The following is a 17,252-nucleotide window of genomic DNA, read 5'->3' as shown; positions in this document are numbered from 1 at the left end:
CAGTCATGGACTTTCAGTTGAGCGACGAGCAGGCCCTGCTGCGCGACACGACCCGCGACCTGCTGTCGCGCTCCTACGACCCGGAGAGCCGCAACAAGGTCATCGGCTCCGATCTGGGCTGGAGCCGCGAGGTCTGGAGTCAGCTCGCCGACACCGGGATCCTGGGCCTCGGGTTCGAGCCTGAGGAGGCCGGCCAGATCGAGATCATGGTGGTGCTCACAGAGGTGGGCCGCCGGTTGGCCCCCGAACCGATCCTGCACGGTGCGCTCGCACCGGGCGCGCTGATCGCCGAGCTGGGCAGCGACGCCCAGAAGCTACAGCTCGACGAGGTCGCGGCCGGGCAACGGCTGCTGGCCTTCGCCCACCTGGAACAGGGGCACCGCAAACCAATCGCCGCGGTCACCACTCAGGCTGCGCGGCAAGGTGATTCATGGACGCTCACCGGGCGCAAGAACCCGGTGCTCGCCGGCGACTGCGCCGACGCGCTGGTGGTCAGCGCCGCGTTGCCCGACGGCGGCACCGGCCTGTTCCTGGTCGACGCGGACGCCGTGAGGCGGCACCCCTACCCGACGTTCGACGGTCAGCGCGGCGCCCAGATCGATCTGGACGGCGCGGCCGCGGAGCCGCTCGGCGAAGCCGTGGACGCGTCGCGGGCCATCCGCGACGCCATCGTGCGCATCCAATCGGCGTTGTGCTCCGAAGCCGTCGGGGCGATGGAGGAAGCGCTGCGCCTGACCACCGATTACCTCAAGACACGCAAGCAATTCGGCGTCACGCTCAACAAGTTTCAGGCGCTCACCCAGCGGGCCGCCGACATGTACGTGTCGCTGGAATTGGCGCGCAGCATGAGCCTTTACGCCGCGATGTCGATCGCCGACGGCAACCTGGACCCGGTCATCGCCTCGCGCGCCAAGATCCAGATCGGCCGGTCCGGTCGGCACATCGCGCAGGAGTCCATCCAGATGCACGGCGGAATAGGCGTGACGGCCGAATATCCGGTCAGCCACTACGCCGCGCGGCTCACCGCGATCGAACACACGCTGGGCACCTCCGGCGACCACCTGCACAACCTGATCGACCACCTCGGCGAGTACGACTTGGCCCGGCTGTAGCCGATGGCCGAGCTGTCCGACAAGGTCGTCCAGTTCCTGTCAACCGGCACCCGCACCGGGATGCTGGGTTACGTCGCCGCCGACGGCCGACCCCTGGTCGCCCCGGTGTGTTTCGTGGTCGACGACGGCGAACTGGTGTTCACCACCGGCCGTGACACCTCGAAAGGCCGTGCGCTGGCACGTGATTCGCGGCTGGTGATCTGTGTCGACGATCCCCACCCGCCGTACTCGTTCGTCCAGGTGCAAGGTGCGGCCTCGGTGAGCGAGGACCCGCACGACGTGCTGGACATCGCGACGCGGACCGGTGCCCGCTACATGGGCGCCGACCGCGCCGACGAATTCGGCCGCCGCAACGCCGTTCCCGGCGAATTGGTGGTGCGCCTACTCCCGACCAAGGTCATCGCCGGATTCGATATCAGCGACTGACCCGCTGGATTCGACTGGCTCTGGCCCCGCCACCGATTCCGGGCTCGCCTCCGCCGGCGCTGCCACCGATTCCGCGGCGTCCGCCTCCGAGTCGGCCTCCGGCAGCTGACCGGCGAGGTACTCGGCGAGGCCTCCGATCGTCGGATAGTCGAACACCGCGGTTGCGTTGATCGTGAACGCGCCACCGAACTGACTGTGCAGGCGGTTGCGGAGTTCGACGGCCATCAGCGAATCCGTACCGAGGTCCAGGAACCGGCTGGTTGCGGCGGGTGGTTGCGCGAGCCGCAGGAAACCCTGCACCTCGCGCTGCAGGAACTCGGTGATGAAAACGGCGCGCTGCGCCACCGGTATCTCCTGCAGTTGCCGGAGCAGCTCGCTGTCACCGACGGCGTCCGTGACCGCGCTGGGCAGCACCAGGTCGAGGATCGGTGGACGAGAGCTGCCGAGCACCTTCGCGGCACGCTGCCAGTTGGCCTTGATGATCGTTGCCTGCGCGGCTCCGTTGGCGACCGCCTCGGCGAGCGCGCTGAGGGCGGCCGAGGGGTCCAGCGGAATGAGGCCTTGCGCACCGATATTGGCGCGCGCGGCCTCCGAGGACGCCATGCCCCCCTTGGCCCAGGGACCGAAGTTGACACCGGTCGCCGGCAAGCCTCGCGCCTGGCGTTCAGCGACCAGCCCGTCGAGCAGCGCGTTGGCCGCCGAGTAGTTGGCCTGCCCCGGTGAACCGAGCAGGCTGGACACCGAGGACGACACGATGAAGAAATCCAGACCGTCGCTCTTCGTCAACCTGTCCAGATAGCAGGCACCGAACGCCTTGGGCGCCAACGTCGTCCGGAAGCGCTCCAGGTTCTGCTGCGACAGCAGCGCGTCGTCGAGGACGCCTGCCAGATGCACCACACCGGCCAGCGGCGGCAACTCCGCGCGGATCCGCTCCAGCAGCCGTTCGACGTGCGCCTCGTCGCCGACGTCGGCGGCGAACGTGTGGATGCGGCACCGGTACCGCTCGCTGATGTCGTCGATTGTGCGTTGCGCGTCGGCATCGGGCGCGCGCCGGCTGGTCAACACGATGTCGCCGGCGCCGAGCTGGGCCAGATACGACGCCGTGTGCAGGCCGATCGCGCCGAGCCCACCGGTGATCAGATAGCTCCGATCGCCGCGCGGCTGCAGCGGGTTCGGCATCTGCAGCACGATCTTGCCGATATGCCGGGCCTGCTGCATCCGGCGAAATGCCGTCTTCGCCTCGGTCAGCGGGTAGATCTCGGCGGGCAGCGGCGCCCACTCGCCGTCGGCCAACCCGGCCGACACCTCACCCAGCAAGGCGCGAATGCGCTCGGGCTGCTGGAATGTAACCGTGTCCAGCGCGACGATCTCGTAGGCGATATCTGGACGGGCCGCCGCCATCTGCTCCGGGGTCCAGATGTCTCGCTTCGCGATCTCGGCGAAGCGCCCGTTCTGGGCGGTGGCCCGCACGGTCGCTTCGACGAAGCCCTCGTTGGTCAGGCTGTTCAGCACCACGTCGACGCCGAGGCCATCGGTGTCGGCGAGGATCTGGTCGGCAAAATCCGTTGTGCGCGAGTCGTAGACGTGTTCCACGCCCAGCTTGCGCAGTGTGGCGCGCTTGTAGGTGCTGGCGGTGGCGAAGACGGTCGCGCCGTGCTGCTGGGCCATCTGGATGGCGGCCAATCCGACGCCACCGCTGGCGGCGTGGATGAGCACCCGGTCGCCGGGCTTCAACTGCGCCCAGTCGAAGGCGAGCCGAGCCGTAAGCGCCGCGGCGGGAATGGTCGCCGCGGCCACGGCGCTCACCCCATCGGGAATCGGCGCCAGCAACTGGGCCGGCACGTTGAACCGGCTGGAGAACGCGCCCTGCATGAAGCCGTAGACGCGCTGGCCGACCTCGAGTCCGGTGACGCCGCCGCCCAATTGGGTGACAACGCCGGCGAAGTCGCCACCGATGGGGCCCGGATCGCCCGGGTAGAGGCCCAGCACGTTGAGCACGTCGCGGAAGTTCAGCCCAGCGGCCTCCACGCGCACCTGCACATAGCCGTCGTCGGGTGGCAACACTTCCGTCTCGGTCAGGCGCAGGTTGTCGATGGCGCCACGTTCGGTGGGCGCCAGCACGTAATCGGTTGACCGCGGTATCGCGAGGTGACCGCTGCGCGACCATTGCAGCAACCGGGACGCCAGGAACTTCCCTTGGCGCACAGCGAGTTCGGGTTCGTCGATCGGTTCGCCGAGCAGACCGGCCAGCGAGCGCACCGCCTGCTCCGATCCGTCGCAATCGATCATCCTGCAGCGCAGGGCCGGTTCCTCGTTGACGATGGTGCGACCGAGCCCCCACAGCGCCGCCTGCACGGGGTCGACGGCTTCGCCGGATTCTGTCGCCACCGCTCGTTCGGTGATGATCCACAACCCGCCCGGAAGTTTCACCGCCCCGTCGGCCTGCAGAGTGTGCACGGCGCTGAGCAGGTGGGCGATTTCGGCCTCCAGTCGCGCGACGGATTCGGCGCTCGACTCTTCCGCGTTCGGTCCGGCGGCGCGCCAGACGATGCCCGAGAACGGCATACCGCGCTCGTGAGCCTGCGCCAGCAGTTGCCCCAGGGGCTCCGACTCCTGGTTCCGGTCGAAAGAGATGCAGCCGGGTACGTGGGCCGCCAGCTCCTCGAAGCCCGCAATCAGCCACGTGCCGAGCGCGTTTCCGGCGCCGGCGACATCACCGCTCGGTGCCGGCGGCGGCACCTCGTGCCAGCCGAGGGCGTAGAGCAGCCGGGTGGCGTCGCCGCCCAGCCCGCGCAGCAACGCCTCTCGGGGAGCGCGTTTGACCGTGAACTCGCGAATCCCGCCCAGGCGGCGGCCATCCCGATCGACGAAGTCGAGATCGAAGACCTGGGTTTCGCTGTCCAGGCCGCTGGTGTGCCATTTGGCGCGGCAGTAGAACCGCCGCGGCATCTTCTCCCGCAGCTCCACCGCGCCGTACCGCAAGGGCAAGAACAGATCGCTCACGCCTTGTTCGGCCGCGAGAAGCGCCGGGAACGCGGGGAAGGCGACGCCGGTGCACAAATCGAGCAGCACCGGATGCATCGGCTCGGTTCCGAGGTGTTCGGCGAGTTCGTCGCCGACGGTGATATCGCCGATCGCCTCGCCCTCGCCCAGCCACAGCGACTTCAACGAACCGGACCAGTTGGGCCCCCACGCCAGTTCCATGTCGGCGAAGGTGTCGAAGAGCTCCTGCGGACGCATGCGGTTCATCCGCTCGATGGCCGCGTCGATGGGATCCGTGGAGTCCTCCGGATCGGGCGCCGGCTCAGCCTCGACGCCGGTCACGACGGTGCCGTCGGCGTTCAGCGACCATTCGGCATCGCGGGCGCCATATGGGCGGCTGTGCACCCGGAAACTCCAGGCCTCCCCGTTTTGCGAGCCGTCCTGCGGATGCAGCGTCAGCTGCACCTCGCGAGAGGCCTTCTCCGGCAGGATGATCGGCTCATAGAAAAAGACGTCCTGCACCCGTCCCGGCGGCCCGACGGCGGCCAGTGCCATCGCCGCGTACGTCGCCCCCGGGACGACGACCGTGCCGTAGATGACGTGATCGGAAAGCCACGGCTGCGACTTGACCGACAGCCGGCTGGTGTAGACGCAGTCGCCTGAGGCGAGATCTTTTGCACTACCGAGGATTCCGGACACGGTGGCGCCCTGGCCGTCGATGCCGGGAAGACCGGACGTCTTGGGCCAGAAGCTGCGCCGCTGGAAAGGATAGGTGGGCAGTTCGAGCCTGCTGCGGGGTTGCCGATGGAGCGCAGCGAATCTCGGTCGGTGGCCGCTGACGTAGGCCCCGGCCAGCGCTTCGGCGATCTGGCGGCGGTCGGGAATGCCCTTGCGCAGGGAAACGATCGCACGAGGCGCGGCCAGATGTTCCGGCCAGACCTGCACCGCGGCCCCGGTCAGAACCGGCTGCGGGCCGATCTCCATCAACACCGAGCAGCCCAGGGCCGCCACGGTGCGCACGCTTTCGGCGAACTGCACGGGCTGGCGGGAATGCCGCCGCCAATATTGCGCGTCGAGCGGGGTTTCCGCGGTCAGCACGGCGCCGGTGCGGTTGCAGACCAGCGGCAACGTCGGCACCGCGAACTGCAACTGCGCCGCGTAGGACTCGAATTCACCGAGCACCGGCTCCAGCAATTCCGAGTGGAAGGCGTGGCTGGTCTCCAGCCAGGTGCAGCGGATCCCGTCGTTGCCGCCCCTGGCGACGATCTGTTCCAGATCCGCGCCGGGTCCCGACAGCACCGTGTTGGGGCCGTTGTAGGCGGCGACCGACACTCGGGGGAACTCGTTGGCGATCTCCTCGACGTATTTGGCGTCGGCGAACACCGCCACCATTCGCCCACCGTCGGGCAGGCTGCCGAACAGCCGGCCGCGCTCGGCCATGAGCCGCGCCCCGTCCTCGAGGCTGAAGACCCCGGCCACACACGCCGCCGCGTACTGACCCACGCTGTGCCCCAGCACCACGTCCGGCTCGATGCCCCACGACTGCCAGAGCCGCGCCAGCCCCATCTCGACGGCGAACAGGGCGGGCTGCGCAAACGACGTGTGCCGCAGCATTTCCGCGCTTTCCCGATCGGTCGCGAACAGCACCTCCAGCAAGGGTCGCGGCAGCATCGGGTCCACCGCTTCCGCGCAGCGCGTCACGGTGTCCGCGAAAACCGGCTCGGCGTAGAACAATTCGCGCGCCATCGCCGGGTACTGGCTGCCCTGCCCGGTGAACAACCATGCCGTCGTCGGCGGGTCGGTGCACTCACCGCGCACCACCCCCGGTCGTAACCGGTTCTCGGCCAACTCGGCCAGCAGCTCGCGGGCGCCCTGAACCGAATCCACCACCAGCGCGGCCCGGTGTTCGAAGTGCGAACGACCCACCCCGGCCGTGCAGCACAGATCGGCGATGTCGACCTTCGGGTGGGCGTTCAACCATTCCTCGTATCGGTGCGCCAACGCCACCAGCGCCTCCGGTGAGCGCGCGGACAGCGGCAGCAGGGCGACCGGTTCCTCTTGAGTGTCCGACTCCGATGCCACGGCGACGTCGGAGAAGACGTCGCCCGTCGAGTACTCGTCGGGCGTCGCCGGTTGCGCCGGGGCCTCCTCGATCAGCACGTGCGCGTTCGTGCCGGTGAACCCGAATGAACTTATGCCGGCGCGTCGGGGTTTCCCGTTGGCCTGCCACGGAGTCGACTTGTCCACCACGCGCACGGGTAGCGAATCCCATGGGATGTGCGGTGAGGGCTTTTCGAAGTGCAGGCTCTGCGGCAGCATTTCGTGCTGCAGAGACAACACGACCTTGATCAGACCGGCGACGCCCGATGCCGATTCGAGGTGGCCGATGTTCGTTTTCACCGATCCCATCAGCAACGGCCGGTCCGCGTCGCGGGCGGCACCGTAGACGGCCGCGGCCGCCTGCACCTCGATCGGGTCGCCCAGGGGGGTGCCCGTCCCGTGCGCCTCGAGGTAGTCGACGTCCCCGCCGACGAGACCGGCGCGGGCCAGCGCCGTGGTGATAAGGCGTTGCTGCGCACCACCATTGGGCACCGTCAGCCCGCTGGACGCGCCGTCCTGGTTGACCGCGGTGCTCGGGATGACCGCGCAAACCCGATCGCCGTCGCGGACCGCATCGCTGAGCCGCTTGAGCACCAGAATCCCGCAGCCCTCACTGCGCACATAGCCGTCGGCGGAGGCGTCGAAGGTCTTGCATCGCCCGACGGGGGAAAGCATCCTGGCGCGGGAGGCCGCGATGATGGACACCGGACTCAGCAAGACATTCACACCGCCGGCCAGCGCCAAATCGCAGTCACCAGAGTGCAATGCCTGGCAGGCCTGATGGACGGCCACCAGCGACGAGCTGCACGCGGTATCGACCGCGACCGCCGGGCCTTCCAGCCCTAGCGCGAAGGCAACTCGACCCGAGATGGCATTGAGCGCGTTGCCGGTGATGAACTGGGGCTCCAGCTTGTCGACCGAGTCCGCGGACAGCAGGTGCGAATACTCGTTGGCGCCCACCCCCACGAAGACCCCGGTTCGGCTGCCGCGCAACGCGGACGGCGCGTACCCGGCCCTTTCGATGCCCTCCCAGGCGGTCTCCAGCATCAGCCGCTGCTGCGGATCGATCCAGATCGCCTCGCGCGGGGAAATGCCGAAGAATTCCGGATCGAATCCGTCGACCTCGTCCAGGAATCCGCCGAAGCGGCTGTAGATCTTGCCCGGAGCCTCAGGATCCGGGTCGTAGAACTCATCGATGTCGAATCGATCCTCGGGCACCTCCGATATCGCATCGACACCACCCGACAACACCTCCCAAAAAGCTTCGGGACTGGCCGCGCCCGGGAAGTGGCACGCCACCGCGACGATCGCGATCGGCTCGTCGGTGCGCGTCGTGACCGCTGAGGCAAGCTGGAGCCCCGACTGCGCCGATGCCTGCTCGCTGAGGCCGAGCACCTCGCCGAGCAGGTAATCCACCACGTCGGACAGCCGTGGGTGGTCCATCGCCAGCGTGGCCGGCACCTCCTTGCCCACCGCTTGCTCGATGCGGCGCCGCAATTCGACGGCCATCAGCGAATCCATGCCCAGATCGAAGAATCCGGCGTCCTCGCGGATTTCCGCGACGTCGACGCGGGTCACCTCCGCGACCGCGTCCCGCAGGTGATCCATCAGGAGTTTTTTGCGCTGCTGCACCGGGGCGTTGGTGAGCTGCTCGACCAGCTGGGTCTTCCCGGACTGCCCGAGCAACGCGGCCGCGGGCGCCGAGACGGGGACCTCGCGCTCCAACTCCGCCAGGAATGCTCGCCGTCCGGCTTGCTGGTACAGCGGCAGGAACCGGTCCCAGCCGATCCGGGCCACCACGCCTTGGGGGGCAGCACCCGCCATGAGGTCGGCCATGCCCGCCAGCGCATCGGCGGGAGACAACGTCCGGACCCCGCGCTGATCCAGTCGGGCGCGGGCCTGTTCGTCGGCCATGCCCGCCGACCAGGGACCGAAGTTGACGCTGATGCCGGGCACCCCCTGCTCGCGCAGCCGCCAGGCCAGCCCGTCGAGGAAGGCGTTGGCCGCGGCGTAGGCGGTCTGACCGAACCCGCCCCACACGGAGGCGATCGAGGAGGTGCTCAGGAAGAAGTCCAGCTGCAGATCCACCGCGGCTTCGCTCAAATGCCAAGCGCCCCAAACCTTCCCGGCGAAAACTCGATCTACCTCTGCGTCGTCCAGGGTGCGCAGCGGGGTGGTTCCGATCTCGCCCGCGGCGTGGACGATGCCCCGCAGCGGCGGCAGTTCGGCATGCACGGTGGCCAACAGGCGCTCGACCTCATGCATATCGGCGACATCGGCCGCCACGACCCGGACTTCGCAGCCGTGCTGTTCGCGGATGGCGGCGATGCGCCCCTGCGCGGCATCGCCGGGCGCGCGTCGCCCGGTCAGCACCAGCTGCCGGGCGCCGTGCGCGGCCAGGTATCCGGCGATTTCCAGGCCGACCGAACCCAGCCCCCCGGTCACCAGATACGTTGCTTCATCGCGCAGCGCCGGCGGCGTGGCAACCGGCTGCTCCACCCGTCGGACCAGCCGGGGCACGTAGACCGCGCCATCGCGCACGGCCAGTTGATCTTCGCCGGCGGCTGAGCCGCGCGGCGCCGTCACGACCTGGTCGATCAAGCGCGACCATTCGTCGACGTCGAGTTCCCGGCCGCCCGACAAATCCGCCAGTCCGCCCCACACCTGCGGATGCTCCAGCGCGGCGGCGCGGCCAAATCCCCAGAGGCAGGCCTGATCCGGTGACACGGTGTCCGCGTCGGTGACGCGTTGCGCGCCTCGGGTCACCACCCAGATGGGTATCCGCAGTTCGGCGGCGACCGCCGCGCGGAAGAGTCGTCGCGTTCCGCCCAGGACCCGGTGTTGCATGCGCAGCAGCGACCGCATCGACGGTGCGGGGTCGGATTCCAGGGCCGCGACGTGCAGGATGCGCAGCACCGCTTCGTCCGCTGCCGCTTCGCGCAACGTGGCCTCGAGCCGTTCGGTGTCCGCGTCGGATACGGGCAGCCCGAGGATCCGGTGCTGGTGGCCATGCGCGGTCAGCGCGTCGATCAACGGTGCGACCGCATCGGCATCGTCGGCGATGAGCAGCCAGGTGGCGCTCGCGTGCGGCGCCTCTGCATCCCCGGAAGCCCCAGTGGATTGCTCCCAGCGGATCTCGTAGCGTGCGTCCGCGATCGACTGGGTCTTGCGCTGCTGGTTGTGTTGCGCGGCAAGCTTTGTCAGCACCCTCAGGGTCTGCTGATTGTCGCTCACACCGTCGACCAGCGCGGCGAGTTCCTCGATCCGGCCGTCCTCGAGGAGCCGGACGGCCTGGGTACTCACGGCGGTGTTCTGTTGTTGGTTCGGGCGTTCCCGATTGTCGCGATACCAGTACTCGCGGTGCTGGAACGGATAGGTCGGCAGGTCGAGCTTGCGCGCCGGACCTGAGACGGCGCCGAAGTCGGGCACGTGACCCAGCACGTACGCGTCGGCGAGAGCCTCGGTGATCTGGCGGCGGTCGGCGGTGTTTCGGCGCAATGACGCGATCGCCCGCGGGGCGGCGACCGTGTCAGGCCATGCCCGCAGCGCCGCGGCGGTGAGCACCGGTTGCGGGCCGATCTCCAGCAACACTTTGCAACCCAGATCGGCCAGGGTGCGCACGCTCTTGGCGAATTCCACCGGTTGGCGCGCGTGGCGGCGCCAATAGGCGCCATCGAGTTTCACGCTCCTGCCGAGCGCAGCACCGGTGCGGTTGCACACCAACATCCGTTGTGGCGAGCCGAAATCGAACCGGTTCGCGTACACCTCGAAGTCGTCGAGGATCGGATCCAGCAGCGCCGAGTGGAACGCGTGGCTGGTGTCCAGCCAGTCACAGCGCACACCGTCGGCCGTCAACCCGGCCACCGCCCGCTCCAGATCCTGCGCGGGCCCCGACAGCACGGTGTTGGCACCGTTGTAGGCGGCCACCGACAGGCTCGGGAACTCGTCGGTCAGGCTCTCGACGCGCTCGGCGGCGGCGAAGACCGCGACCATCCGGCCGCCGGCAGGCAGACTGCCGAACAGGCGGCCGCGCTCGGCCATCAGCAGCATTCCGTCCTCGAGGCTGAACACGCCCGCGACGCAGGCCGCCGCGTACTGGCCGACGCTGTGGCCCAGCACCACACCGGGTTCGAAGCCCCACGACTGCCACAGCCGGGCCAGGCCCATCTCCACCGCGAACAAGGCGGGCTGGGCGTAACTGGTTTGCCGCAGAGTCTCTTCGCCTTCGGGGTCTTCCGTGTCGAAAATCACGTCCAGCAAGGGCTTTTCGAGCAGGTCGGCGACCACCGCCGCACAACGGGTCAGTGTGTCGGCGAACACCGGCTCGGTCTCGAACAGCTCCCGTGCCATGCCCGCGTACTGGCTGCCCTGACCGGTGAACAGCCACGCCGTCTTCGGCGTGTCGTCGGATGTGCCGCGCACCAGCCCGGGCGCGGGGCGGTCGTCCGCGAGCGCGCCGAGCAACTCACCGCCGGAGTCCTTCGAGTTGACCACCAGTGCGGCGCGGTGCTCGAAGTGCGCACGCCCCACCCCGGCGGTGAAGCACACATCGGCCAGGGTGGCCTCCGGGTGTGCGCTCAACCAGCTGCGGTATTGATCGGCGATCTGCACCAGCGCGGCGGGCGTGCGCGCAGACAGCGGAAGCAGGCTGAACCGTCGGTCCCCGGGCGCCTCGACCGCGGCCGGTGGCGGGCCGACCTGATCAACGGCATCGGGAGCTTCTTCGAGGATGACGTGCGCGTTGGTCCCGGCGAACCCGAACGAGCTGACCCCCGCAATACGCCGGCGGCCGCTGCGTTCCCACGGGGTGGCCTCCCGCACGACCTGCAGCGCAAGCCGGTGCCAGGGAATGTGCGGCGACGGATTGCGAAAGTGCAGGTGTGGCGGCAATAACTCGTGCTCGAGCGACAGGATCACCTTGATCACGCCCGCAATCCCCGCGGCCGCCTCCAGATGCCCGATATTCGTCTTCGCCGAGCCGATCAACAACGGCCGGCTCGGCTCGCGCCCCGCACCGAACACCGCGCCCGCGGCCTGGGCCTCGATCGGATCGCCCAGCGAAGTCCCGGTCCCGTGCGCCTCGAGGTATCCGACGTCGCCGGGTGCGACGCCGGCGCGCTTCAGCGCCTCGGCGATAACCCGTTGCTGAGCAACACCGTTCGGCACCGTCAAACCGCCCGATGCCCCGTCCTGGTTGATCGCGCTGCCCCGGATCACGGCCCGAATGCGGTCGCCGTCGCGGATCGCGTCCTCGAGCCGCTTCACGACGATGACACCGCAACCCTCGCCGCGCACGTAGCCGTCCGCGGCCGCATCGAAGGTCTTGCATCGGCCGTCGGGCGCGAGCATGTGGGCGTGGGAGAAGGTGATCATGGTCGCCGGGGTGAGCAGCACGTTCGCGCCGCCGGCCAGCGCGAGGTCACATTCCCCCAGCCGCAGCGCCTGGCACGCCTGATGGATCGCCACCAACGACGAGCTGCACGCCGTGTCGACGGCGACCGACGGGCCCTGTAGCCCCAATCGGTAGCTGATCCGGCCCGCGGCAGCGGCACTCGACGTCCCGATTGCCATGTAGGCCTCGATCTCGGGATACGTCAGCTCGTCTGATGCCATACCCAGGTAGTCATGGGTGGCCAAACCGATGAACACGCCCGTGTTGGTGTTCGCCAAAGCCGTTGGCGCGGTTCCCGAATGCTCCACCGCGCGCCAGGCCGTTTCCAGCAAGAGCCGGTGCTGCGGATCCATCAACCGCACCTCGCGCGTCGACATGCCGAAAAACGGCGCGTCGAACCCCGTCACGTCGTCGACGAAACCCGCGCGACGCGTCACGACCTTCCCGGGCGCGTCCGGATCGGGGTCGAAGAATTCGTCGGCATCCCACCGGTCCTCGGGGACCTCCGATATCGCGTCCCGACCATCCCGCAGCACCTGCCAGAATTCGTCCGCGTCCCCGGCACCCGGAAACCTCGCCGCGTAGCCGATGATCGCGAAGCCCGCAGAACCCGATGCCCCCTGCATCGGATCTTCGGCGGATGTCATGCGGTTGTCCTCCCTGTGTCCATCGGAAGATTCGATGCCCGCGCCCGTGCGACGCCGTGGCCGTGGTTGCTCCGAACCACCTACCGGGCCGCTCACTGCACGCACCCAGGAACAGACCTGGCGGAAGTCCCCCCGGCGTACTGGCTCCAGCGACCGTCGTGGCGAATGTACACATGCCGAACCGGTTGCCGCAGCCGAACCACCTCCGACGGCAAGTATGCCAAGTGTGGCAGCTTCCGGCGGCGCATCGCGCAAGTATGGTCGGGGCGTGCCGGCCGGCTCGTGTCCCACGCCGGGGCGGTCGTCACTACCATGCCGGCGCGCCTTTCGCGTGGTGGGGGACGCGTCCGCGCATACCGCCGACGGTGCTCGCCGGGAGAGTTATCTTGGTGTCGCTAGCAGCGGCCGAACCAGCCGCGCAGACCGGGGAGAAAAATATTGCGAATCGGGAAGATTACGATCGGCTCACTGGGCGATTGGGCGCCGATCCCAGGGTCGGTCATCTCCTGGCACCCGACGACCGCGGCCGCCGAGAAGGTCCGGCACGCGCCGGTCAGTTCCGTGCCGGTCAGCCACATGCAGGGCCAGCATCTTCGTAATTACGTCGAGCGGACAGCCGCTGGGCTGGACTTCTCCCGGCAGATCATCGCGACCTGTGAAGTGCCCGGCCAATGCGATATTTCTGCCATGGATCACGCCGTCAACGCCTACCTGCGTCGGCATGACACGTTTCGCAGCTGGTTCGAACACACCGGCAACGGAGAGTTCAACAGGCACACCGTCACCGACCCCGCCGATATCGAATTCATGCCGATCGATCACGGCAGGAAGAGCGTCGACGAAATACGCGCTCATGTCGTAGCCATACCGAATCCGCTGGAATGGGGCTGCTTCACCTTCGGGATTATCCAAAGCGAGAATCATTTCACTTTCTTTGCCGCCATGGATCACGTCCACGGGGACGCCACGTTGATTGGCACCACGATGCTTGAGGCCAACGGAATGTATGCGGCGCTGAGCGGGGGCGGTGAACCCCTTGCGCTTCCCGATGCCGGCAGCTTTAACGATTTCTGCGCCCGCGAGCGCCAGTACACGTCATCGTTAACCGTAGATTCGCCCGGGGTGCGCGCGTGGATCGAATTCGCAGAAAACAACAACGGCGGCTTTCCCGAATTCCCGCTCCCGCTGGGCGACCCGTCGGAGCCGAGTGAGAGCAACCTGATCTCCGAATTCCTGATGGACCCAGCACAGACGGAGCGGTTCGAATCGGCCTGTTCAGCGGTCGGCGCGCGCTTCGTCGGCGGCTTGTTCGCGTGCTTCGCCCTGGTCGAGCACGAGTTCACCGGCGCTCTGACGTATTACGGCCTGACTCCCAGGGACACCCGCAGGACCACCGATAACTTCATGACGCAGGGCTGGTTCACCGGCCTGGTCCCGATCACCGTGCCCATAGCCGCGGCCTCCTTCGGCGACGCCGCATGGGCGGCGCAGAATTCCTTCGATTCAGGCCTGCACTTGGCGAAGGTGCCGTATTACCGCGTATTGGAATTGGCGCCGTGGTTGAACTGGCCAGAGCCGAACTTCCCGGTGTCGAACTTCTTGCATGGCGGCGCGGCTCCCCTCAACGCCGTCCTTGCCGCGGCCGACCTCGGTTATGCGAACAATCTCGGGATCTACTCCGACGGCCGGTATTCGTATCAGCTGACCATTTACGTATTTCGCTACGGCGAGGGCACCGCGATGGCGATCATGTATCCCGACAATCCGGTCGCCCAGAAATCAGTGACTCGCTATATGGAAGCGATGAAATCCGTGTGCTCGCGGGTCGCCGCCAGCGGGCATTGGGGACGCGTTGCGTAGCGTGGGGTAATCCGGTGGCTCGTGATGCGGAATTGCACGGTTTGAGGTGAGGGCGAAATGCGACGGCTAGCCGATTTTGTAGTGCGTTGGCCCTGGATAGTGATCGGGCTGTGGGTCGCGGTCGCGGTCGCCCTCCCGCTGACACTCCCATCGCTGGGCGAGATGGCCCAGAAGCATCCGCTGGCCATCCTGCCCAGCGATGCACCGTCGAGCGTCACCGCCCGCAAGATGACCGAGGCGTTTCACGAATCGGGCTCCGAGGACCTCGCGCTGGTGGTCCTGACCAACGACAAGGGGCTGGGGCCCGACGACGAAGCCACCTACCGCAAACTCGTGGACGCGCTGCGCCACGACACGCGGGACGTCGTGATGGTGCAGGATTTCGTCACCACGCCCCCCCTGCGTCAGGTCGTGACCAGCGCGGACCACAAAGCCTGGGTGCTGCCGGTCGGCGTCGCGGGCGAATTGGGCACGCCACGGTCGTTCGCCGCTTTCAACCGGATCAGCGACCTCGTCAAGCACACGGTCGCCGGCACGGCCCTGACGGCTAACGTCACCGGTCCCGCGGCGACCGTCGCCGACCTCACCGTCGCGGGCGACCGGGACCGGCTTCCCATCGAGCTGGCGATCGGCGTCCTGGTGCTCATCGTCCTGCTGGTTGTCTACCGCAGCGCCGTCACCATGCTGCTGCCGCTGATCACGATCGGGTTGTCCCTGGTGATCGCGCAGGCGGTGGTGGCGGGATACTCGCAGCTCACGGACTCGGGCGTCTCGAACCAGTCGATGGTGTTCCTGAGCGCGATCATGGCCGGCGCCGGAACGGACTACGCGGTCTTTCTCATCAGCCGCTATCACGACTATCGGCGGCTGGGCGCGGATTTCGATGACGCGGTCAAGCGGGCGATGAACTCGATCGGAAAAGTGATCGCCGCTTCGGCCACCACCGTGGGAATCACTTTTCTGCTCATCAGCTTCGCCCGAATGGGAGTGTTCAAGACGGTCGGGGCGTCGTCTGCGATCGGGATCGGCGTCGCATTCCTCGCCGCGGTGACGCTGCTGCCGGCGATTTTGGCGCTCGCCGGGCCGCGCGGCTGGGTCAAGCCGCGCCGCGAACTGACCGCTCGGTTCTGGCGGCGCTCCGGCGTCCGCATCGTGCGCCGGCCCAGGGCCCATCTGGTCGCCAGCGTGCTCGTGTTGATCATCTTGGCCAGCTGTGCGGGCTTGGTGCGCTACAACTACGACGATCGCAAGGCCCTTCGGCCCTCCGCGCCCAGCTCCGTCGGGTACACCGCGCTGGACCGCCATTTCAACGTCAATCAGTCCATCCCGGAATACATCCTCGTCCAATCACCGCGTGACCTTCGCACCCCGCAGGCCCTCGCGGACCTCGAGCAGATGGCTGCCCGCGTCAGCCAGCTGCCGAACGTCGCCGTCGTCAGCGGCATCACCCGTCCCACCGGAAACGTCCCGGAGCAATTCAGGGCCACCTACCAGGCCGGCGCCATCGGCACCATGCTGGCCGGCGGCTCCAACCTGATCAACGACCACACGGGCGACCTCAATCGGCTGGTCGACGGCGCCGGCACGCTGGCCAACAACCTCCGCGAGGTCCGCGGCCAGGTCACCCAGCTCACCGCCAGCGTGCAGGAACTGGAGAACGCCTTCTCGTCGACGAAGAACCAGTACAGCGGCGACACGCTGGTCAAAGAGGTCGATCTGGCCGCTCAACTCGTCGACCACGTCAACGCGCTCAGCAATGCCATGGGCTGGAACTTCTCGGCCGCCAAGAACATGTTCGCCTGGATGGGCCCGGTGCTGACGGCGCTGCAGGGCAACCCGGTCTGCGACGCCGATCCGTCGTGCAGCGCCACCCGCGGAACGTTCGAGCAGCTGACCGGTGGGCGCGACCAGGCAGATCTCGACGCGATCAACGACCTGGCCCACCAGCTGCAGGACTACCAGGACAAGCGGGCCCTGAAAGCGTCGACCGAGCGCCTGCGCGTTGCCCTGACGAAGCTCACCAATGTGCTGCACTCCATGGGAATCGACCAGCCCGGCGGGCTGCAGGCGAACCTGAACAGCCTGCAAAACGGCGCCGACCGATTCGCCGGCGGGAGCCGGCAGGTGGCCGACGCGGTGGCCCAGCTCGTCGACCAGGTCAAACAGCTGGGCGCCGGGCTCAGCGAGTCGGCGGCATTCCTGTTGTCGCTGAAGCAGGACGCGGCACAGCCGGCGATGGCCGGCTTCAACATTCCGTCGCAGCTGCTGCATTTGAAGGAGTTCCAGCAGGCCGCCAAGGCATTCATCTCGCCGGACGGGCATTCGGTGCGGTACCTGGTGCAAACCAAACTCAACCCGTTCAGCACCGAGGCCATGGATCAGGTCAACGCGATCAGCGCGACGGCCCGGGGAGCCCAACCGAATACCTCGCTGTCCGACGCCACGGTATCGATGGCGGGATACACGGTTGGCCTGAAGGACACGCGCGACTACTACCAACACGACATCCGGTTCATCATCGCGGTGACCCTGTTCGTCGTGCTGCTGACCTTGATCGCGCTGCTTCGTGCGATCGTCGCACCGCTGTATCTGGTTGCTTCCGTGGTCATTTCGTTCTTGTCGGCGGTGGGAATCGGCGTTTTGGCGTTTCAATTCCTGCTCGGCCAGCAATTGCATTGGAGCGTGCCGCCGTTGGCATTCGTGGTGTTGGTCTCGGTGCTATCTCTTATAAAA

Annotated in this window: 5 protein-coding genes; 4 read left to right on the top strand and 1 reads right to left on the bottom strand. The window is 67.7% G+C overall.

Going from position 1 to position 17,252, the window contains the following annotated elements:
- The first annotated feature begins 5 nt into the window (after positions 1 to 5).
- Entirely contained in the window at positions 6 to 1,112 is a 1,107-nt protein-coding gene (locus tag A5787_RS01495) for an acyl-CoA dehydrogenase family protein (protein WP_066960582.1), read from the top strand.
- A gap of 3 nt (positions 1,113 to 1,115) precedes the next feature.
- Complete coding sequence (locus A5787_RS01490) at positions 1,116 to 1,538, top strand: PPOX class F420-dependent oxidoreductase (protein WP_066960580.1); 423 nt, start codon at positions 1,116 to 1,118, stop codon at positions 1,536 to 1,538.
- Here A5787_RS01490 and A5787_RS01485 read toward each other — a convergent pair.
- Entirely contained in the window at positions 1,494 to 12,659 is an 11,166-nt protein-coding gene (locus A5787_RS01485) for a type I polyketide synthase (protein ID WP_066960575.1), read from the bottom strand. The genes A5787_RS01490 and A5787_RS01485 overlap by 45 nt on opposite strands.
- A 438-nt stretch (positions 12,660 to 13,097) precedes the next feature.
- On the opposite strand from A5787_RS01485, the gene A5787_RS01480 reads away from it, so the two are divergent.
- Positions 13,098 to 14,519, top strand: a complete 1,422-nt coding sequence (locus A5787_RS01480) for a condensation domain-containing protein (RefSeq protein WP_066960573.1) — start codon at positions 13,098 to 13,100, stop codon at positions 14,517 to 14,519.
- Positions 14,520 to 14,576: 57 nt separating this feature from the next.
- A partial coding sequence (locus A5787_RS01475; RefSeq protein WP_197506937.1) for an RND family transporter occupies positions 14,577 to 17,252 on the top strand: 2,676 nt, incomplete at its 3' end.

Origin of the sequence: Mycobacterium sp. 852002-50816_SCH5313054-b, assembly GCF_001667185.1 — a bacterium.
Taxonomy (GTDB): Bacteria; Actinomycetota; Actinomycetes; order Mycobacteriales; family Mycobacteriaceae; genus Mycobacterium.
This window is presented reverse-complemented; position numbering and strand designations above follow the sequence as displayed.

What these genes read in the sequence shown, in the direction of transcription:
- A5787_RS01495 (WP_066960582.1), top strand. Translation starts at nt 6, where the DNA reads ATGGACTTTCAGTTGAGCGACGAGCAGGCCCTGCTGCGCGACACGACC.
- A5787_RS01490 (WP_066960580.1), top strand. Translation starts at nt 1,116, where the DNA reads ATGGCCGAGCTGTCCGACAAGGTCGTCCAGTTCCTGTCAACCGGCACC.
- A5787_RS01485 (WP_066960575.1), bottom strand. Translation starts at nt 12,659, where the DNA reads ATGACATCCGCCGAAGATCCGATGCAGGGGGCATCGGGTTCTGCGGGC.